Genomic DNA, 20,823 nt, shown 5'->3' with positions numbered 1-20,823 from the left:
GGAGGTTGCAAAACATGGGTACTGTCATGATCGTAGGTGTATCTTTAGTATTCTTAGTAGCGATTTTCACTGCTGGATATAACGATAAACCCGGCTCAAACTAATTAATAAAACCTGAAAAAGAACTGACCACATGGCCAGTTCTTTTTCATTTTTCCGGTTGAATTTCTTATCTTTTATTAAAACCTTTCTTCTCCACGAATTCCTTCATATACATCCGCTTCTTACCAGACAGCATCTTCGCCATTTGCGCGGTCCAGCGATCCGATCGTTTACCCGCGGTCCGTGCATGATAATAAGCAGAAATGGTTTCATCATAACAGTCGAGTCCTTCCTTTATGGACGTCTCATCCACATTGTATGAATCCTCATGATAAACCGATTCCATCGGCAGTCTCGGCTTAACATCCGAATGATGTTCGGGAATACCGACAGCAAGTCCAAATAAAGGGATGACCCTCTCCGGCAGCCCCAGCAGTTCACTCACGGATTCCAGATCATTACGGATCCCGCCGATATAGCAGATTCCAAGTTCCATTGATTCAGCAGCGATGGCTGCATTCTGTGCTGCCAGGGAAGCGTCAATGAGAGCCACCATGAATTTTTCCGTGCTTTCCAAAGAAGGAATTACGTCTGCTCCTTCCCAATCACCGATTTTTTCATGGCGGAATAAATCAGCACAGAATACGAAGAAATGACCGTTTACTTCAACATAAGGTTGATTCCCGGCAAGCTCAGCAAGCTTCTTCTTTTTCACGGGGTCCTTCACTCCAATGATCGAATACGCCTGTATATAACTTGATGTACTCGCAGCCTGTGCACTGGAGATAATCGTACGGATCTGCTCCTCGGTCAGTGATTCATTTTTAAATTTACGGATGGATCGATGTTTCAGGATGGTCTCGATGGTTTCATTCATTATGTAGTCTCTCCCTTCTCATTATCCTCCTAGTATAAGCTAAATAAAAAAAGGAATGAAAATCATTTGATTTTCATTCCTGCTTTTTATAAGAGACCCGGATAATTCCGCTGCCTTAAGGCTTCATAGATGAGTATCGCCGCTGTGTTGGAAAGGTTTAAAGAACGGACGTTTTCATTCATCGGGATGCGGAGGGCCCGGTCCAGATTATTCTGGATGATGTCATCAGGAAGTCCGGATGTTTCCCTGCCGAAAATGAAGAAGTATTCTTTATCTTCCACACTATAATCAAAGTTGGTGTGAGGGATTTTCCCGTACTTTGTTAAATAGAAAAATTCACCGCCTTCGTTTTTCTCGAAGAACTCTTCAATGGAATCATAGTAGACAATGTTCACAAATTGCCAATAATCAAGGCCGGCGCGCTTTAACATTTTATCGTCCGTCGAGAATCCGAGTGGCCGGATCAGGTGCAGGGTTGTGTCTGTCGCTGCACAAGTTCTTGCAATATTCCCTGTGTTAGCAGGGATTTCTGGTTGATATAATACAACATGTACTCCCATGTCAATGTCACCTCATTCATAAAACTCTAAGTGACATTATACCACTTCTCCCCCATAGAACAAGACTTAACGGTCATCTACAATCGTAAAAAAACGATATTTGATATTAGGTGTATAGGCAGTGGAATCTTCATATTTCCAATATCTCATCCGGCTATTGAAGGTATGGGCATTCACGAGGGGCTCTCCCCCGGCATCCTTCCCAGTAACGATGGTCGTATGATCAAAACGTCCGTCCCCTTCAAAGTCGTAGCAGATCACATCCCCAAGCTTTAATTCTTTCGGATCATCTACAAGCTTCCCGCGAAGACCGATCGTCGAATTAGGGATATACCACCTCAAGGAATTCGCCACCGTCCAGCTGTAACTCCAGTTCTGATTCCGCATCCACCAGCCCTTTCCCTTGGTGGGATACCCACGCATGGGAGCATCCCCTGCATGAAGGCATTGCGAAATATAGTTCGTGCAATCATTCTCGAACTTCTTGAATGCCGGGTTATAGCTGTTCCACCACCGCTCTGCATATTGAACGGCACTTAGTCGGTCATACCTGTACGTCACTCTTTCTTCTTCTTCAGTAGCGACGCTCTCGTCTTCTTCCACACCCTCTTCACGTTGAATCTGGATTTCTCCATCTTCATACATTTTATCATTGTAGAAGACCGCCCTTCGATTCTCTACTTCCTCTTCCAAATAGAGCAGGGCGCCCTGCTTGATGAGATATTTATAATGAACATCATATAAAATGGTTTGAGTCTCATTGCTTTCTTGTGTAATACGGAGGACCTTTCCGGTTGCATCCACCTTCACGATTTCTGCGTGGCGCTCCTGACAAGATGTTTTTTTCCTTCTCACTTTGTCACTCTCGTAATCTGATTGACTGCGAGAAGTATATTCTTCGATTACATGATGGACTTTTTCCATTAACAGCTTTCGAATCATCGTCTCCCCTCCTCACTAATTGATATGCTCCACTCAAACCATTCAAAACAAAAAAGGATAAACTCGAGGAGAATTGATGAGTTTATCCTTTGTGGCGTATTAGGTTAAGACCTTTTTGTATTTCATCTATGACTTCTTCATCCGTTTCAACCGCTTGCTGCATGAGGAGTGCTTTTTCCGCTGTTTCTCCGCCGATTTTCCCCAGGGCCCATGCGGAGGTTCCCCGCATGACGGGCCTCACATCTTTTTCCATCACATGGATAAGGTCATCTACGGCCGTAACATCTTTAAAGTGAGCAAGAGCAATGATGGCGTTTCGCTGTATGGGCTTCTTTCCTCTCCAGGAACCTGATACATGACCGTATTTCTCTTTGAACTCACGGTTACTGATGGTTAATAGCGGCGTTAAGAGCGGCTTTGCGATTTCCGGATCCGGCTCCATCTCTTCATGAAAATGGAAATCCATCCCTTTATTTTCCGGACAAACGGTTTGACAGGTATCACATCCGTACAGGCGATTTCCAAGCTTCACCCGGTACTCATCCGCAAGAAATCCCTTTGTTTGGGTTAAAAAGGCAATGCATTTCTGAGCATCCAGCTGCCCGCCTTCAATGAGGGCCCCTGTCGGGCATACGTCCACACATTTATTACATGTCCCGCACTGGTCTTCCATCGGTGTATCCGGTGCAAATGGCAGGTTTGTCACCATCTCCCCCAAATACACATAAGAACCGAATTCAGGTGTAATGATCGAACAGTTCTTTCCGCTCCAGCCAATCCCTGCACGCTCCGCGACGGCCCGGTCCACGAGTTCCCCCGTATCCACCATGGATTTGAAACGCGCCTGTGGGACTCTGGAGACAATATACTCTTCAAGTCTAGAAAGACGATCCCTGAGCACATGGTGATAATCCGTCCCCCATGATGCCCTGCAGAATATCCCCCGTCTCTCCCCCCTCTTGCTTTGGGGGGCATTTTTCATCTTGGAAGGATAGGCAAGGGCAATCGCGATGATCGATTTCGGTTGATCAAATATCAAGGAAGGATCGACCCGCTTCTCAATATCCTTCTCCTCAAACCCGGATTGATACCCGAGCATCTCCTGACGAAGGAGCCGGTTCTTCATCTCAGAGAACGTACCGGCGGTGGTGAATCCAATCTTATCTATTCCAATCTCCTTACTGTACCGAATGATATCCTGCTTTAATTGATCTATATCCATTGCCCCTGCCTCCTTTCTGAATTTTTTTAAAATAAGCATTCGTGAAATAGCAACGTGTATTATGATAAACTATTTTAAAACAAATGTGGAGGGAAAATAAGTGGAAATCACAATTGATTCATCCATAACCAGTAAAATCCCCGATTTCAAAGTCGGATTCATTCAATACCATCATATCGAAGTCGGCGCTTCTCCTCAAATGCTGAAAGGCAGACTTCAGCTGTTTCAGGAATCGATCTTCTTTGATCTTCATGATAAGAGCGTGACTGAACTGGAAGGGATAGCCACATGGAGGGAAATTTTCAAAAGTACAGGAAAAGATCCGAACCGTTACCGACATTCAGCCGAGGCCCTTTTCCGCCGTGTCAAAAAACAAAACTATCTGACTACCATTAATTCTGCCATCGATCTCAATAACTTCTTCTCCCTTCAATACGAAGTGCCGATCGGTATCTACGACTGTGCGGGGCTCAAGGGGAATCACCTCGAGTTAAAAGTCGGGGAAACAGGACAAACCTACACAGGTCTCAACGGCCGGGAAAACTCCCTGGAAAACCTCATCGTCGCCTGTGACGGGGACGGACCCTTCGGCAGTCCATTCGTCGATTCCGACCGCGCCCCTGTCGGCGAAGAAACCAAAAATGCCGTACAGATCATCTTCCTTAAGCCTTCCCTTTCTAATGAAGAAAGCGGGAAACTGACGAAGTCATTGATGGATATGTTCATCGGGATTCATGGTGGGGAAGGGTCGTTTGAAGTGGTTGGTGGATAGTGGATTCTCCAACCTAATTTTGACTGTGGCCGGGGTCAATCCGAATCCGGCCGAAATTCACCATAATCCGGCCGTTTTTGCCGTTAATCCAGCCGAAATTACGTTGCATCCGGCCATTTTTGTGAAAATCCGGCCATTTTAACAAATAATCCAGCCAATTAACAATAAATGCAAACCCGAAACACCTACTCGAGACAATCACACTTACGCCTCAAAAAAAAGAGAGCCCAATGGACCCTCTCCCTTCAAAAAACCTACACCCACCACATATCCGACGGCTGTTCTTCAATCAAAATCGATTTCAGATTCTTCACGGCACGGCCGAATCCTTCTTCAATCGACATGATCGGATCTTCATGCTCGATGCTGACGACATAATCATACCCGAATGTGCGCAGGGCACTCATCATATCCGACCATTCCTGCAAGCTGTGTCCACAGCCTACTGAACGGAAGGACCACGCCCTTGTCTGGATGCTGCCGTATGGCTGCATATCTGTCAGACCGTACATATTGACGTTGTCCTGGTCGATGTATGTGTCCTTCGCGTGGAAATGATGGATCGCATTTTCTTTTCCAAGGATCTTGATGGCTGCAACCGGATCGATCCCCTGCCACCAAAGATGACTTGGGTCCAGGTTGGCTCCGATCGCATCGCATGTTTCTTCACGAAGCTTCAATAAGGTATACGGAGTATGTACAAGGAAACCTCCGTGCAGTTCGAGACCGATCTTCACGTTATGATCCGCTGCCAGCTTCCCGATGTCTTTCCAATACGGAATCAACTTTTCTTCCCACTGCCATTTCAAGATATCCCCGTATTCATTTGGCCAGGGGGAGACAGGCCAGTTCGGGTGCTTGGCTCCTTCATGGTCACCTGCTGTTCCGGAGAAGCAGTTCACGACAGGTACGTTCATCAACCCGGCAAGCTTGATCGTTTTCTGAAGCGCTACATGGGATTCTTCCGCAAAGGCAGCATCAGGTGAGATCGGATTTCCATGACAACTGAAGGCACTGATCTCAAGCCCTCTAGACGTCACTTTCTCTAAATACTCGTTTCTCTTTTCTTCGCTTTCTAAAAGGGCGTCCAGGTCACAATGGGCATTTCCGGGATATCCTCCCGTACCGATTTCCACCGCGTGAAGACCGGCTTCTTTTACATAATCAAGCATTTCATCAAGATTTTTTTGTGAAAATAATACGGTAAATACGCCTAGTTTCATTTATACTTCCTCCTATTTCAATGTGATGCTCTGTCCGGTTTCACTGCTTCTATAAATGGCATCTATGATTTGGGACACCTGCTTGGCTTCCTTTGGTTTCACAACCAATTCCTCTAAACCGAGACAGCTGTTGATAAAGTTCCGGGCTTGTGGAAAACTCGGATCATCTTCACCGGGAACCCAATCCGCGTCACTATTCAGGAGCATGCCATGTTTCATCTGGTTCATCTGGAACGGGAATAGATCGATTCCTCCCGTTTCCCCTGAGATGCTCATGCTTTCTTCATCACTCTTCACGTTTGCGGACCAGGACGTTTCAAAAAGCATGGATGCACCGTTATCGAATCTGATATAAGCGGTCACGTGGTCATCGACTTCGAAGCTCTCTTTATCAAAATCTCCCCATTGATTCACTTGATCAGGCATTCTACTAAGTTTGTTATAGGTCGTCCCCGTCACTTCAACAGGTGCCGGATTTCCGAGAAGCCACAGGGATAGATCGAGGAAGTGACATCCGTAATCGATCAGGCTGCCGCCGCCTTGAAGCTCCTTATTGGTAAACACTCCCCAGCCCGGTACTTTGCGTCGACGGATCGCTCTTGCCCTCGCGACCATCGGTTCTCCGATTTCATCTTCCATGATCACCCGCTTCGCCGCACGTGAGTCCTTCATGAAACGATAATGATAGGCGATTGCCAGAACCTTCCCTGATTCTTCAGCGGCAGCGATCATTCTTTCACATTCCTCAGGAGTCATGGCCATCGGTTTCTCGCAAAACACGTGAAGACCCGCTTCGAGGGCGGCAATCGTGATTTCCGCATGAAATTTATTCGGAGTACAGACCGTTACGGCATCCACATGCCCGAACATATCCCGATAATCACTGAATACGTGTGGGATGTTAAAGGTTTCTGCCACGGTTTGAGCCGTGACTGGATTGATATCACTGATTGCTTCAATAGATACTGAATCTGATAGTTTAATAAAAGTAGGGATGTGACGCGTCTGGGCGATACCTCCGACGCCGATCACTCCCATCCGAAGTTTGGTCATCGCTCGCATTCCCCTTTATAGCTTTACAATTCGTTTTGTTTCACTTGATTCAAGAGCAGCCAAGACAACCTCAAGTGATTTCTTTCCTTCTTCACCCGGTACGGGAGGCTCTGCATCGTGGAGGATGCTGTGTACAAATTGATCGATCACGCGGGAATTCGATTGTCCTCCCTCGTCATTCGTTTGAATGCCCCCAAGCTCATACTTCACTACTTCCCCGCTCGAGTATTGCACGATAAGGGAGTTGACCGGATCATCTTCTAAACGGAGAATCGCTTTCTCCCCATATATGATTGTCGAGTTGTCTTCTTTTGACACATAAGACCAGCTTGCTGCAAGGGTACCGATTGTACCGCTTTCCGTTTTCAATACGCATACTGCTGTATCATCCACATCAGCATTTTCCTTTGCGCTTGTTTCCACAAAGGCACCGACTTCGGAAAATTCTTCCCCTAGAATGTAACGAAGAAGATCCGTTTTATGAACACCAAGGTCACCCATGGCACCGATGAACGCTTCATCCTTTTTAAAGAACCAACTGTTCTTCCCGTCAGCACTCCAACCTTCTGGACCGCCGTGGCCGAATGCAGAACGGAAGCTGTAGATTTTGCCCACCTCCCCGTTTTCAATGAGCTGCTTCGCCTTTTGATGCGAAGGGACAAAACGCTGGTTGTGAGCGATCATCAGCTTTTTACCGTTTTTAGCAGCGGCCTCGATCATGCTTTCTGCTTCTTCACTTGAAGTCGCCATCGGCTTTTCACATAGTACATGCTTTCCTGCGTTCAGGGCATCGATGGAAATCGGTGCATGCAGGTAGTTCGGTGTACATACGCTCACTGCTTCCACATCAGCGTTTGCCAGCAGTTCTTTATAATTGGTATAAGCTTTAGCTCCGACAGCATCAGCGATTTTCCATGCCCGTTCCTCGACGATGTCACACACTGCGACTACTTCAACGTTTGGATTATTTGCATATTCCGGAAGGTGACGGTGCCGAGCGATACTTCCACATCCGATAACCCCGATTTTTAATGTATTCATGATTTTTCCTCCTCTATTATCAATTTGATCCTTTGATTTCTTCGAGCGGTTTTGCATTACCATATACAGGTCTTGCATGATCCACAGGTGCTGCCCATTTCACTGCATTGACGATGACCTTTTGGACATTATCATTGTAATAAGTTGGATAGGTTTCATGTCCCGGACGGAAGTAAAATACTTTTCCGTTCCCACGCTGATACGTACACCCGCTTCTGAACACTTCTCCACCCTCGAACCAACTGACCATCACAAGCTGATCAGGAGCCGGTATGTCAAAATGCTCTCCATACATTTCTTCTTTTTCAAGCTCGAAATATTCCCCTAAACCGGCTGTGATCGGATGGCTCGGGTCGACAATCCAGATTCGTTCCTTCTCATCCGCTTCACGCCACTTAAGGTCACAGGATGTCCCCATCAAGGTTTTGAAAATTTTAGAAAAATGACCTGAATGAAGGACGATCAAGCCCATTCCGTCAAGAACCCGCTGTTTCACACGTTCTACCACATCATCCTTCACTTCTTCATGGGCGATATGTCCCCACCAGACCAATACATCCGTCGCTTCCAGTACATCTTCCGTCAATCCGTGATCACCTTCATCCAATGTAGCTGTTTTCACATTGTAGGACGCTTCTCCGAGGAAAGAGGCAATGGCACCATGAATTCCTTCAGGATACACTTCTCTCACTTTAGGATTCTTTTGTTCATGACGATTTTCATTCCATACTGTAACGTTTATCATTGTAAAACCTCCAAATTAAGTTTGTGTATGCCGGTATTCATTTGGTGTGAGGCCGGCATGTTTCTTGAATACTTTACTGAAATATTTTTCATTTCCATACCCTACACCATAGGCCACTTCGTAAATCTTCAAGTAAGGATTCTCAAGGAGCTTCTTTGCCTTTTCCATCCGGATATTCGTGACATAATCTGTGATGGTCGCACCATAATCCTGCTTAAACTTACGGGAAATGTATTCCCTGCTTAAGTAGAACCTGTCGGCAATGTTCTGAAGATTGATATCCTCCTGATAATGCTGCTGCAGATATTCCTCAATATACTGCATATTGTTTTTTTCCTTTTGATATTTAGCCTGAGTCAGCGTCTGAATGAGTTCGATAAACTCTTTCGTCTTTTCCTCTTTAAATTTCCTGAACGAAAACGAGCCATCTTCCCTCCAGTAATCCGTGCCCCGGTAAAATGCTTCCTGACGCCTGATCTCGTATTCTTTCAACCAATTATTCCGCAGAATCTCAAACTGATCCTCCCACACCTGAATCTGCTCGAGTGAAAGAATATGACTGTTTTCTAATTTGGAAAAGATCCCTTCCAGCTGGGACTGGACTTGTTCCCTGCTTCCGGAACGAATCGCCCACTTCAATTCATTGGAGTGATCCAGTAAATGGAGATGGGCCCCTGCCTTCACATCCTGATGGGTGACGAACTTTTTCTGGGCAAGCAGGGGGTGCCTGGAATACACTTCAAGAGCGGATTCATAAGCTTCCTTCACCTTTCTCGACTTACTACCAAGAGCCATGACCGGGGAAACCCTGCCATATTGATAGATCAATGAGTGGATTTCCTCCAGTAAGTACGATACATGCTTATGATTCCAGAAGAGAATAACAAGTTCTTCTTCTTTGTTGCTATTCCGGAAACAAACCCCATCGTTCTGCTTCCGTAAAAGCTCATTGCAAATATTGATGATGGTAAAAAAGGCAAGATCCCTGTCTCCCTGAAAAGACTTCATCACGATCGGCTTGATCGGCAGGAGTGCAACAGTCTTATGCAGCTTTTCGATGGACACACCGAACTCTTTTTCAACTTTTTCTGCCATCTCTTTTGTAATGCCTTCTTTCGAACAAAGAGATGAGAAGAACCGATCCCAGTAAAGGGGTTTCACTTCATTCATGACCCGGTTTTCCTCTACTTGAGATTTTCTGGAGCGTGCCTGCTCATTCCACTCCTTCACCGCTTTATCCAGCGTGTCATTCAGCACATCCGGTTCAATCGGTTTCAGAATGTAATCGAAACTCTTATAATGGATTGCGTTTCTCATATATTCAAAGTCATCATATCCGCTTACGACGATGGTCTTGCTTGTCAGATCAGAGGCATGAAGCCACTTTAACAGGGTGATGCCGTCCCTCTTCGGCATCCGCATATCCGTGAAGATGATCTCGGGCCTGTGCTTTATGATCAATTCGATGGCTTCGTCTCCATCTTCCGCCTCGAGGATGGTGTGGATGCCATGCTTATCCCATTCAGCCAACAAAAGTAACCCTTCACGCACATGCTTTTCGTCGTCAATGATGATTGCCTTCATTTGCCTCACCCTCCATTCATAATGGCAGCCTCATGGTGACCATAAAGCCTCCCTCTTCATGATTCTCAAGTAGCAGAGTGGCCTTGTGGTCATAGTAAAGCTTCAATCTTACATAAACATTCTTCAGCCCGATATTGGTTTCTTCACCGGTTTTATTCCATGCATCTGCTTTGAAGTGCTCTTCTATTTCCCTGAGCCTGTCTTCTGTCACCCCTGCTCCATTGTCCCGGACGACCATCACCAGTTCTGCCCCATCCTGAAAGCAGACAAGATCAATCCTCCCCACTCCATCACGGATGTCGAACCCGTGCTTAAAGTAGTTTTCTATAAGGGGCTGCAGGATCATTTTCGGAACGAGAACCTCCTTCACCCCTTCGTCCATATCGACACTGTACTCCAGGTTTTCGCCAAACCGCTCCTTTTGTAAAAGGAGATATGCGTTCGTATAGTTGATTTCCTTGCTTAAAGGAACCACATCCTCTTCCATATTCATCCCATACCTCATAATTTTAGATAAATGGGTGATCAGGGAGTATATTTGCGGAACCTTGTTCTTAAGCGCAATCGTTCCGATGGACTGCAGGGCATTGTAGAGAAAATGGGGATTGATCTGCGACTGCAGAACCTTTAATTGATTCGTTTTGTTTTCAAGCTCCAGCTTATATTCCCTGTTGATTAAATGATTGATCCGCTCGATCATCTGCTGAAACCGATTTCCAAGGATCCCGATTTCATCAAAGCCGAATGATTCCGCCTGCACCTTCATATTCCCTTTTTCCACCTCCTGGATATTTGAGAGCAGTATCCGGATTGGTGAGGTGATTTTAAAGGAAACAAACAGAGTCGCCAGCACAACGAGGGTCAATCCAATAACCCCGAACAAGATATTGATCTTCGCCACACTAAAGGCACTTTCATACAGGTTGCCATAAGATACCCTCTTCACAAGGAACCATCCGCCCGCAGAAGCTGGAAGCTGATCGTACATCATCACTCCGTTGAACCTATCTTCCTTCCACTCAAGGGTCCCTGAAACATCCTTTGACTCCATGATTCTTCTGATCCATTTCTGATTGTTTCCATCATCTGATACGTCGCGATCCGAGCTGTAAATCATTTCCCCTTCTGAAGATAATAAATAAAATTCCTCTGATTCTGGATTATAGAGATTCCTGCTCAAATCGATGATTTTATCAGGTGAAATATCCAGGGATATATACGCCAGCACCTCATCACCAGGTACATTGCGGAATACCCGGTGGATCGTGATGATTTCCTTCGAACGGTTAATATTCTCTTCTTCCTGGCTAAAGGTGGGTTCAATGTACATATTGTACGGGCTTCGCTCTGCTTTTCTGAAGTATTCCCACTGTGAATCTTTTATTCTATTGGAAAACACAACGGTGGAACGCTTTGTTGCCGAAATAACACGGTCACCGTCGGCAAAGGAAATGCGTACTCCGTTGATCGTGTCCCCTGTGTAGAGAATCGTTTGCACAATATTCTTCACGATGCCGATCGTCAGGTAATTATTCTCCTTACCCGGTGACCTCATGAAATTAATGAAATCGGGATTATTATAGAGGGATAGCGATAACCCGTTGAGCTCATTGATATAGCTCTCCAAGTTCACCTTCCCCTGATAAAGGAGATTACTGCTCTCCTTCACCACCTGCTCCTCTATCGAATCCTTCGTATACAAATATGTAATAATGATCGAACTGCCAAACGGCACAATCGTCGTAATCATCAACAGCGCAATCAACTTATTCCGAATGCTTGTCTTTAACATGAGGGACGGACCTCCCAGGTCTCACTTATACACTAGTATAAAGTGTTATTCCCCGCTCTTGGAAGTGTTTTTTCGAAATATTCCTACTAAACTTATAAAATAGAAAGCATGCCTTAAGTAGACATGCTTTCCATTATTGTGTTTACTTCAAGTTATCCCATGTTTGCTGGAATCTCTCAAGTACCGTATCATAATCAATTTTTCCTGCTGCATATTCCTGGATGGTCGCAGCAAATTCTTTGTTCGCTCCATCCGGCCATTTGAACCAAGTCCAAGGGATCGTCTTCTCATCCTTAGAGTAGTCAAGGATGGATTGACCTAAGTCACCAAGACCATTCGGCTCGATATTGTCGAAAGCAGGGATGAACGCAAATTCTTCTGTGATATAACGCTTACCTGTTTCAGAAGAAACCATCCACTCCAAGAATGTTTTTGCTTCTTCAAGATGTTTAGAGTTCTTATTCAATACCCAGTTATTCGGCACACCGACAGGAAGGCGATCTGCATTATCGTCATTGCTGATTGGAATCGGAAGGAAGCCCATATTGATATCAGGGTTGATCTCCGTGATCATGTTCTCAGTCCAGTTCCCTTGCTGAAGCATCGCCGTTTCACCAGAAGCAAACAACGTTACCTGTGTATTATAATCCGTCGTTAAAGGATTATCATTGGCATATTTAAGCTCAGTGTCCAATACTTCTTTGAACTGTTTGAACTTCTCGTTTCCAACAATTTTCTCAGAACCGTCATAAAGTCCCGCGATGAACTTATTCGGATCTTCCTGTTGTGCAAATGGAATGTTCAGTAAATGCTGCCCGATTACCCACCACTCACCGTAACCCGCTGAGAAAGGAGTGATTTTCTTCGCTTCGAGCTTCTTCGCAGCGTCTTTCAACTCATCAATCGTTTTAGGAGGCTCAGTGATGCCTGCTTTTTCAAATAAATCTTTGTTGTAAACAAAACCATACCCTTCCAAGTTAACTGGCATACCATAAAGCTTACCGTCCTCATCCGTCATCGGAACTTTCCCGATCGGAAGGACATGCTCTACCCATGGTTCACCAGAAAGATCCGCAAGCTTCTCTTTCCAAAGCTCTAACTCTTTGAATCCGCCATTGTTGAAAATATCCGGCTCTTCACCTGAAGCAAATTTCGCTTTAAGGGCAGCTCCGTAATCGGCACCTCCACCAACGGTTTCAAGCTTGACCTTAATGTTCGGATGCTCCGCTTCGAATTCTTTGATCATTTCTTGCAGCTGATCGGCAATTTCAACCTTGAACTGGAAGAAATTCAGCGTTACGACATCCTCACCTGAACCCGAATCTCCGCCTGAGCTGCTAGTTTTGTCTTTAGAAGAACAACCTGCAATGATTCCAAATACTAAAACCAAAGACATACACAGTAATAAAATACGTTTCATAAATGGATTGACCTCCCTGATATAAAATATTTTATATAAATTTCTGTATCAATGATAGACCATCTCGACAGAAACTTTATATCTACTTGATCGAACCTGAAGCAATCCCTTTTATGATATGCTTCTGTAAAAATAGGAAGAAGATGATGATCGGTGTGATTCCAAGCACCAATGCTGCAAGTCCCATATCCCATTGCTTCGTATACTGTGCAAAGAACGAACTGGCTGCAAGTGGGATTGTCCGCAGTTCCGCATCCTGTAAAACAAGGAGTGGAAGCAGGTAATCATTCCAGATCCATAATGTGTTCAAAATGATCACAGTAACCGTAATCGGCTTCAGTAATGGGAAGACGATTCTCCAAAATACGCCAAACTGACTGCAGCCGTCTATCATCGCTGATTCCTCGATTTCAATCGGGACGGTTTTCACAAATCCGTGAAATAAGAATAGGGAAAGTGGCACTCCGAACCCAAAGTACATGATAATGAGACCAGGAATGCTATTTGTCAGTCCCAACGTCCCCCCAACTTTCATCAAAGGGATCATCACCGTCTGGAACGGGATCACCATGGCGGATACAAAGATGACGAATAGGATTTTACTGAACTTCCCAGGTGTACGAACCATCTTCCATGCTGCCATGGAACTGATGATCACTAAACCGAGGTTACTGAAAACCGTGATGACCAGTGAATTCCAGAAAGCCCGGGGGAAATTGATGATTTCCCACACTTTTGCATAGTTGGAAAACACAAATTCTTCCGGCCATGCCGCCGCATCAATCAGAATTGCAGCGAACGGTTTCACCGAGTTGATCAATACGAAGTAAAAAGGGACAAGGAAAATGAGCCCGATCACAATCCCGATAATCTCTAATACAAATGTTCTCTTCGTATAACGATTGCCCATTATGCCTCAACCTCCTTCTTCTTCGTCACCATCACCTGGACTGTCGTAAACACAGCCACTACCACAAAGAACAGAATCGATTTCGCCGTTCCAAGTCCATAACGGTTATTCTGGAAAGCTTCCTGATAAATATTGATCGCAACGGATTGTGTAGAATTGAACGGCCCACCGCCTGTCAGCGAGATATTTAAATCGAATATTTTAAAGGCCATCGAAATCGTCAGGAAGAAACAAATCGTGAATGCCGGTAAAATCAATGGAATGATGATCTTCGTCAGGAGCGTCCAGCTCGATGCACCATCTATCTTCGCTGCTTCAAGAAGAGAATTGTCGACCCCTTGCAATGCCGCTACATAAATAACCATCATATACCCCGAGATCTGCCATGCAAATACGATAACAATACCCCAGAAAGCCGTCTTCTCATCACCAAGCCATGGCATTTTAAAAAATCCGATATCCGTCATATTCCCGAGTGAGGCGAATCCTTTCACAAAGATGAACTGCCAGATGAACCCGAGTAACAATCCCCCGATGACGTTCGGAATGAAAAATACGGTCCTCAGGATATTACGCGTCTTCAACGCCGCATTCAGTAAAAGAGCAAATCCGAATCCTATCAAGTTACTGATGATCACTGCCGCAAACATAAACTTCGTCGTGAACATGAAAGAATTGAAAAACGTTTTGTCATCCGTGAAAATCTTCTTATAATTATCAAATCCTACCCACTCAACAACCGAACTGACACCATTCCATGAGGTAAAGGAATAATACACCCCCATTAAGAATGGAAGAATCTGAATCACTAAGAAAAATAAAAGTGCCGGTCCTACAAAGGCAGCGTACGTCAGCAAGCTCTTATACTTGAACCTTTTCTTCGTCACTGCCTTCATTTGTACATCTGGGCTTACTGGTCCAGTCTGAATCTTTGGTTCCACCCGTATCACCACCCTAACTGTGTAATCGCTTTCTTATATTATAATGGTAGCGCTTTCTCAAAAAGGGGAACTCAATTGACGAAGAAGGTGCAATATTTTGACTAGATGGGGTTTGTTTTGATGGGTGGTGGGTAAATGAAAAGGTTGGATTCCTTTGTGGTTCTGTTTGGGGAATGAGTGGGCGGTGAATCGGCTTTTTGAAAATAAAATGCTGGAATTGAAAATAAAAGTGGTGTTTTTGAAAATAAAATCGTGGAATTGAAAATAAGTGGTCCAGTTTTGAAAATAAATTGGCTTTGATCGAGAATAAATATAGTGAAGTCGATCAGATAAACGTCCATAACGGTAAAAATGATGCTGGTTAAACGTTTTTTCATAATTAAACATTAAAAAAAACTTCCTCATGAAGAGAAAGCCTGTCGTATGTAAGTTGGAGCGGGTGAAGGGAATCGAACCCTCATCATCAGCTTGGAAGGCTGAGGTTTTACCACTAAACTACACCCGCGATGTGGTACCGGTGGCCGGGATCGAACCGGCACTCCAGAGGAACACGATTTTGAGTCGTGCGCGTCTGCCAATTCCGCCACACCGGCATTACATTTGGAGGCGGCAACCGGATTTGAACCGGTGATCAGGGTTTTGCAGACCCATGCCTTACCACTTGGCTATGCCGCCTTAATATTGGAGCGGAAGACGGGATTCGAACCCGCGACCCCCACCTTGGCAAGGTGGTGTTCTACCACTGAACTACTTCCGCACTACTGGGCTAGCTGGATTCGAACCAACGCATGTCGCAGTCAAAGTGCGATGCCTTACCGCTTGGCTATAGCCCACTGATAGTATATGTCACGGAAATAAAAATGTGACTTTTATGGGGCGACTGATGGGAATCGAACCCACGAATGCCTGAACCACAATCAGGTGCGTTAACCACTTCGCCACAATCGCCATGAAATAATTGGCAGGGGTAGTAGGAATCGAACCCACACCAAAGGTTTTGGAGACCTTCGTTCTACCTTTAAACTATACCCCTAGAATAAATGGTGGAGGGGGGCAGATTCGAACTGCCGAACCCGAAGGAGCGGATTTACAGTCCGCCGCGTTTAGCCACTTCGCTACCCCTCCAGCTATAAAACAATGGTGCCGGCAAGAGGACTTGAACCCCCAACCTACTGATTACAAGTCAGTTGCTCTACCAGTTGAGCTACACCGGCATCAAGTAAATAAATGGTGGCTCAGGACGGAATCGAACCGCCGACACATGGATTTTCAGTCCATTGCTCTACCAACTGAGCTACTGAGCCATATAGTTTTCGGCTTCCGCTAAGCTTCGAATCTCTTCGTCAGCTCACTCAGTCACATCCTCACGTATGTAAAATACGCTCCGGTGTTCCTTCGATCGCTTCCTCGACCTTCTCGCTTATCGAAACCCTTTTCCATTTCATGACTATCTAATATAAAAATGGCGGTCCGGACGGGACTCGAACCCGCGACCTCCTGCGTGACAGGCAGGCATTCTAACCAACTGAACTACCGGACCAAAAATGGTATTGCGGGGACAGGATTTGAACCTGTGACCTTCGGGTTATGAGCCCGACGAGCTACCGAACTGCTCCACCCCGCGACGATAAGAAATGGTAAGTTACAAATACTAATTAAGGAAGATTATTTTACTCTGCTTACGCTTCGTAAGAAATCATGGTGGAGGATGACGGGATCGAACCGCCGACCCTCTGCTTGTAAGGCAGATGCTCTCCCAGCTGAGCTAATCCTCCATATTACATGGTAAGTTCTTTTGCTTCCGCAAAAAAATTGGTGACCCATACGGGATTCGAACCCGTGTTACCGCCGTGAAAGGGCGGTGTCTTAACCGCTTGACCAATGGGCCTTACTGAAAACAAAATGGCGGAGAGCAAGGGATTTGAACCCTTGAGACAGCGTTAACCGTCTACACGATTTCCAATCGTGCTCCTTCGGCCACTCGGACAGCTCTCCATATATTGGCTCCGCAGGCAAGATTCGAACTTGCGACCGATCGGTTAACAGCCGATAGCTCTACCACTGAGCTACTGCGGAACGATATGCCTGGCGACGTCCTACTCTCACAGGGGGAGATCCCCCAACTACCATCGGCGCTGAAGAGCTTAACTTCCGTGTTCGGCATGGGAACGGGTGTGACCTCTTCGCCATAGTCACCAGACTATGTATTGTCCCTTTTTTAAGGACAAGTACTATTATATCGTGTTGATAATTTTTTTCAAGGATTTTTTTATATTTTCATATAAATTTTATTCCTTCAAAACTAGATAAAGAATTGATGTCAAGAAAGCCGAATATCGACCCATTGTTGTATCTACTATTGCAATAGATAACATTCCAGCTCCGGCGGCTAGAGACTCGAGGTCATTTCAGTTCAATCAGCTGAGGGTAAAAAACACCCTCTTCTGATTGCCCAGAAATGCTTGTCGTCTCTGTTCAAGCCGCCTCCGCTTTATAGTTTGGTTAAGTCCTCGATCGATTAGTATCAGTCAACTCCACATGTCGCCATGCTTCCATCTCTGACCTATCTACCTAGTCATCTTCTAGGGATCTTACTCACTTACGTGATGGGAAATCTCATCTCGAGGGGGGCTTCATGCTTAGATGCTTTCAGCACTTATCCCTTCCGCACATAGCTACCCAGCGATGCCTTTGGCAAGACAACTGGTACACCAGCGGTGCGTCCATCCCGGTCCTCTCGTACTAAGGACAGCTCCTCTCAAATTTCCTGCGCCCACGACGGATAGGGACCGAACTGTCTCACGACGTTCTGAACCCAGCTCGCGTACCGCTTTAATGGGCGAACAGCCCAACCCTTGGGACCGACTACAGCCCCAGGATGCGATGAGCCGACATCGAGGTGCCAAACCTCCCCGTCGATGTGGACTCTTGGGGGAGATAAGCCTGTTATCCCCGGGGTAGCTTTTATCCGTTGAGCGATGGCCCTTCCATGCGGAACCACCGGATCACTAAGCCCGACTTTCGTCCCTGCTCGACTTGTAGGTCTCGCAGTCAAGCTCCCTTGTGCCTTTACACTCTGCGAATGATTTCCAACCATTCTGAGGGAACCTTTGGGCGCCTCCGTTACTCTTTAGGAGGCGACCGCCCCAGTCAAACTGCCCACCTGACACTGTCTCCCACCCCGATAAGGGGCGCGGGTTAGAATTTCAATACAGCCAGGGTAGTATCCCACCGATGCCTCCACCGAAGCTTGTGCTCCGGTTTCCAAGGCTCCTACCTATCCTGTACAAGCTGTACCAAAATTCAATATCAGGCTACAGTAAAGCTCCACGGGGTCTTTCCGTCCTGTCGCGGGTAACCTGCATCTTCACAGGTACTATAATTTCACCGAGTCTCTCGTTGAGACAGTGCCCAGATCGTTACGCCTTTCGTGCGGGTCGGAACTTACCCGACAAGGAATTTCGCTACCTTAGGACCGTTATAGTTACGGCCGCCGTTTACTGGGGCTTCGATTCGCACCTTCGCTTGCGCTAAGCACTCCTCTTAACCTTCCAGCACCGGGCAGGCGTCAGCCCCTATACTTCGCCTTACGGCTTCGCAGAGACCTGTGTTTTTGCTAAACAGTCGCCTGGGCCTATTCACTGCGGCTCTCTCGGGCTTGCACCCTACCAGAGCACCCCTTCTCCCGAAGTTACGGGGTCATTTTGCCGAGTTCCTTAACGAGAGTTCTCTCGCTCACCTTAGGATTCTCTCCTCGCCTACCTGTGTCGGTTTGCGGTACGGGCACCTTTTTCCTCGCTAGAGGCTTTTCTTGGCAGTGTGGAATCAGGAACTTCGCTACTATAATTCGCTCGCTATCACAGCTCAGCCTTCTAAGATGACGGGATTTGCCTCATCATCAGCCTAACTGCTTAGACGCACATATCCAGCAGTGCGCTTACCCTATCCTCCTGCGTCCCCCCATTGCTCAAACGGAAAAGAGGTGGTACAGGAATATCAACCTGTTGTCCATCGTCTACGCCTATCGGCCTCGACTTAGGTCCCGACTAACCCTGAGCGGACGAGCCTTCCTCAGGAAACCTTAGGCATTCGGTGGATGGGATTCTCACCCATCTTTCGCTACTCATACCGGCATTCTCACTTCTAAGCACTCCACCAGTCCTTACGGTCTAGCTTCGCAGTCCTTAGAACGCTCTCCTACCACTGACACCTAGAGGTGTCAATCCACAGCTTCGGTGATACGTTTAGCCCCGGTACATTTTCGGCGCAGAGTCACTCGACCAGTGAGCTATTACGCACTCTTTAAATGGTGGCTGCTTCTAAGCCAACATCCTGGTTGTCTAAGCAACTCCACATCCTTTTCCACTTAACGTATACTTTGGGACCTTAGCTGGTGGTCTGGGCTGTTTCCCTTTCGACTACGGATCTTATCACTCGCAGTCTGACTCCCATGGATAAGTCTTTGGCATTCGGAGTTTGTCTGAATTCGGTAACCCGATGAGGGCCCCTAGTCCAAACAGTGCTCTACCTCCAAGACTCTTACACATGAGGCTAGCCCTAAAGCTATTTCGGAGAGAACCAGCTATCTCCAAGTTCGATTGGAATTTCTCCGCTACCCACACCTCATCCCCGCACTTTTCAACGTGCGTGGGTTCGGACCTCCATTCAGTGTTACCTGAACTTCATCCTGGACATGGGTAGATCACCTGGTTTCGGGTCTACGACCACATACTAAATTCGCCCTATTCAGACTCGCTTTCGCTGCGGCTCCGTCTTATCAACTTAACCTTGCATGGGATCGTAACTCGCCGGTTCATTCTACAAAAGGCACGCCATCACCCGTTAACGGGCTCTGACTACTTGTAGGCACACGGTTTCAGGTTCTATTTCACTCCCCTTCCGGGGTGCTTTTCACCTTTCCCTCACGGTACTGGTTCACTATCGGTCACTAGGGAGTATTTAGCCTTGGGAGATGGTCCTCCCAGCTTCCGACGGGATTTCACGTGTCCCGCCGTACTCAGGATCCACTCAAGAGGGAATGAAGTTTCAACTACAGGGTTGTTACCTTCTTTGACGAGCCTTTCCAGACTTCTTCGTCTACTTCATTCCTTTGTAACTCCGTATAGAGTGTCCTACAACCCCAAGAGGCAAGCCTCTTGGTTTGGGCTATATCCCGTTTCGCTCGCCGCTACTCAGGGAATCGCAATTGCTTTCTCTTCCTCCAGGTACTTAGATGTTTCAGTTCCCTGGGTCTGCCTTCCATACTCTATGTATTCAAGTAAGGATATTGTTCCATTACGAACAATGGGTTCCCCCATTCGGAAATCTCTGGATCAAAGCTCACTTACAGCTCCCCAAAGCATATCGGTGTTAGTCCCGTCCTTCGTCGGCTCCTAGTGCCAAGGCATCCACCGTGCGCCCTTCATAACTTAACCTAAATTTCGCTTTATCAGCTTTGCTGCTAAATCAAAATTTGATCACTTACTAATTAAGGTTTAAACCCTAAAATGGCGATATTCGGTAATTTCTTGACTATCAATTTATCTTTATCTAGTTTTCAAAGAACAAATCCTTTTTTATCTCGTAAGAGACAAAAAGTTTTGATGGTAATTAAACCATCAAAACTGAACAAAACTTCGACGTGTCAAACGTTTTTGTAAATCTTCCTTAGAAAGGAGGTGATCCAGCCGCACCTTCCG

14 protein-coding genes, 16 tRNA genes and 3 rRNA genes (1 of these 33 cut by a window edge) are annotated in these 20,823 nt (G+C 46.1%); 1 reads left to right on the top strand and 32 read right to left on the bottom strand.

The window, feature by feature from the left end; all coding sequences use genetic code 11:
* Positions 1-169: 169 nt before the first annotated feature.
* The 4 genes from nfsA to queG all read right to left on the bottom strand — a co-directional run bounded on the left by nfsA (position 170) and on the right by queG (position 3,643).
* Entirely contained in the window at positions 170-919 is a 750-nt protein-coding gene (gene nfsA, locus AC0VXY_RS06570) for an oxygen-insensitive NADPH nitroreductase (protein ID WP_475527343.1), read from the bottom strand.
* 86 nt (positions 920-1,005) lie between these two features.
* Positions 1,006-1,479: a tRNA (uridine(34)/cytosine(34)/5-carboxymethylaminomethyluridine(34)-2'-O)-methyltransferase TrmL gene (trmL, locus tag AC0VXY_RS06565; protein WP_098441230.1), complete on the bottom strand. Its 474-nt coding sequence runs from the start codon at positions 1,477-1,479 to the stop codon at positions 1,006-1,008.
* A 66-nt stretch (positions 1,480-1,545) separates the two neighbouring features.
* Positions 1,546-2,418 (bottom strand): amidase domain-containing protein, encoded by an 873-nt coding sequence (locus AC0VXY_RS06560; RefSeq protein WP_475527829.1) that lies wholly within the window; start codon positions 2,416-2,418, stop codon positions 1,546-1,548.
* Between the two features lie 85 nt (positions 2,419-2,503).
* Positions 2,504-3,643 (bottom strand): tRNA epoxyqueuosine(34) reductase QueG, encoded by a 1,140-nt coding sequence (queG, locus tag AC0VXY_RS06555; RefSeq protein ID WP_475527342.1) that lies wholly within the window; start codon positions 3,641-3,643, stop codon positions 2,504-2,506.
* A 100-nt stretch (positions 3,644-3,743) separates the two neighbouring features.
* Between queG and AC0VXY_RS06550 the strand changes: the two genes are divergently transcribed.
* Positions 3,744-4,415 (top strand): B3/B4 domain-containing protein, encoded by a 672-nt coding sequence (locus tag AC0VXY_RS06550; protein WP_475527341.1) that lies wholly within the window; start codon positions 3,744-3,746, stop codon positions 4,413-4,415.
* Between the two features lie 254 nt (positions 4,416-4,669).
* On the opposite strand, the gene AC0VXY_RS06545 is transcribed toward AC0VXY_RS06550, so the two are convergent.
* The 28 genes from AC0VXY_RS06545 to AC0VXY_RS06410 all read right to left on the bottom strand — a co-directional run.
* Entirely contained in the window at positions 4,670-5,638 is a 969-nt protein-coding gene (locus tag AC0VXY_RS06545; protein WP_475527340.1) for a sugar phosphate isomerase/epimerase family protein, read from the bottom strand.
* A gap of 12 nt (positions 5,639-5,650) precedes the next feature.
* Positions 5,651-6,691, bottom strand: a complete 1,041-nt coding sequence (locus tag AC0VXY_RS06540) for a Gfo/Idh/MocA family protein (RefSeq protein ID WP_435992261.1) — start codon at positions 6,689-6,691, stop codon at positions 5,651-5,653.
* 15 nt (positions 6,692-6,706) lie between these two features.
* Positions 6,707-7,732, bottom strand: coding sequence for a Gfo/Idh/MocA family protein (locus AC0VXY_RS06535; RefSeq protein ID WP_475527339.1), 1,026 nt, complete (start codon positions 7,730-7,732; stop codon positions 6,707-6,709).
* Between the two features lie 19 nt (positions 7,733-7,751).
* Positions 7,752-8,477, bottom strand: coding sequence for a ThuA domain-containing protein (locus tag AC0VXY_RS06530; protein ID WP_475527338.1), 726 nt, complete (start codon positions 8,475-8,477; stop codon positions 7,752-7,754).
* A 15-nt stretch (positions 8,478-8,492) separates the two neighbouring features.
* Positions 8,493-10,061 carry a response regulator transcription factor gene (locus AC0VXY_RS06525; RefSeq protein WP_435992267.1) on the bottom strand — a complete coding sequence of 523 codons (1,569 nt, stop codon included), beginning with the start codon at positions 10,059-10,061 and terminating at the stop codon, positions 8,493-8,495.
* Positions 10,062-10,077: 16 nt separating this feature from the next.
* On the bottom strand, positions 10,078-11,853 hold the full coding sequence (locus tag AC0VXY_RS06520) for a cache domain-containing sensor histidine kinase (RefSeq protein WP_475527337.1): 1,776 nt from the start codon (positions 11,851-11,853) through the stop codon (positions 10,078-10,080).
* Positions 11,854-11,995: 142 nt separating this feature from the next.
* On the bottom strand, positions 11,996-13,273 hold the full coding sequence (locus tag AC0VXY_RS06515) for an ABC transporter substrate-binding protein (RefSeq protein WP_475527336.1): 1,278 nt from the start codon (positions 13,271-13,273) through the stop codon (positions 11,996-11,998).
* An 82-nt stretch (positions 13,274-13,355) separates the two neighbouring features.
* On the bottom strand, positions 13,356-14,183 hold the full coding sequence (locus tag AC0VXY_RS06510; protein WP_435992273.1) for a carbohydrate ABC transporter permease: 828 nt from the start codon (positions 14,181-14,183) through the stop codon (positions 13,356-13,358).
* Positions 14,183-15,079 (bottom strand): carbohydrate ABC transporter permease, encoded by an 897-nt coding sequence (locus AC0VXY_RS06505; RefSeq protein WP_435994599.1) that lies wholly within the window; start codon positions 15,077-15,079, stop codon positions 14,183-14,185. Before AC0VXY_RS06505 ends, AC0VXY_RS06510 begins: the two co-directional genes overlap by 1 nt.
* Positions 15,080-15,555: 476 nt before the next feature.
* Positions 15,556-15,629, bottom strand: a tRNA-Gly gene (locus tag AC0VXY_RS06500).
* A 4-nt stretch (positions 15,630-15,633) separates the two neighbouring features.
* Positions 15,634-15,717, bottom strand: a tRNA-Leu gene (locus tag AC0VXY_RS06495).
* 8 nt (positions 15,718-15,725) lie between these two features.
* A tRNA-Cys gene (locus tag AC0VXY_RS06490) sits at positions 15,726-15,799 on the bottom strand.
* 7 nt (positions 15,800-15,806) lie between these two features.
* Positions 15,807-15,881: transfer RNA gene (locus AC0VXY_RS06485), tRNA-Gly, on the bottom strand.
* A 4-nt stretch (positions 15,882-15,885) separates the two neighbouring features.
* Positions 15,886-15,957: transfer RNA gene (locus AC0VXY_RS06480), tRNA-Gln, on the bottom strand.
* A 39-nt stretch (positions 15,958-15,996) separates the two neighbouring features.
* A tRNA-His gene (locus AC0VXY_RS06475) sits at positions 15,997-16,072 on the bottom strand.
* A gap of 11 nt (positions 16,073-16,083) precedes the next feature.
* Positions 16,084-16,157, bottom strand: a tRNA-Trp gene (locus AC0VXY_RS06470).
* An 8-nt stretch (positions 16,158-16,165) separates the two neighbouring features.
* Positions 16,166-16,249 (bottom strand) — tRNA-Tyr (locus tag AC0VXY_RS06465).
* Positions 16,250-16,262: 13 nt separating this feature from the next.
* A tRNA-Thr gene (locus AC0VXY_RS06460) sits at positions 16,263-16,338 on the bottom strand.
* A gap of 14 nt (positions 16,339-16,352) precedes the next feature.
* Positions 16,353-16,428: transfer RNA gene (locus tag AC0VXY_RS06455), tRNA-Phe, on the bottom strand.
* Positions 16,429-16,587: 159 nt separating this feature from the next.
* Positions 16,588-16,664 (bottom strand) — tRNA-Asp (locus AC0VXY_RS06450).
* Between the two features lie 10 nt (positions 16,665-16,674).
* Positions 16,675-16,748, bottom strand: a tRNA-Met gene (locus AC0VXY_RS06445).
* 75 nt (positions 16,749-16,823) lie between these two features.
* Positions 16,824-16,899: transfer RNA gene (locus tag AC0VXY_RS06440), tRNA-Val, on the bottom strand.
* Positions 16,900-16,937: 38 nt separating this feature from the next.
* Positions 16,938-17,012, bottom strand: a tRNA-Glu gene (locus AC0VXY_RS06435).
* 15 nt (positions 17,013-17,027) lie between these two features.
* Positions 17,028-17,119, bottom strand: a tRNA-Ser gene (locus AC0VXY_RS06430).
* 6 nt (positions 17,120-17,125) lie between these two features.
* Positions 17,126-17,200, bottom strand: a tRNA-Asn gene (locus tag AC0VXY_RS06425).
* Between the two features lie 7 nt (positions 17,201-17,207).
* Positions 17,208-17,324, bottom strand: a 5S ribosomal RNA gene (gene rrf / locus AC0VXY_RS06420).
* A gap of 298 nt (positions 17,325-17,622) precedes the next feature.
* Positions 17,623-20,559: ribosomal RNA gene (locus AC0VXY_RS06415) — 23S ribosomal RNA — on the bottom strand.
* 236 nt (positions 20,560-20,795) lie between these two features.
* A 16S ribosomal RNA gene (locus AC0VXY_RS06410) occupies positions 20,796-20,823 on the bottom strand (it continues 1,524 nt past the right edge of the window).
* The 16S, 23S and 5S rRNA genes sit together here with 16 tRNA genes alongside, the layout of an rRNA operon.

This window comes from Rossellomorea sp. QJM3NY_18 (assembly GCF_056173145.1).
The sequence above is the reverse complement of the archived record's forward strand: the minus strand, read 5'-3'. Positions and strand labels throughout refer to the sequence as shown.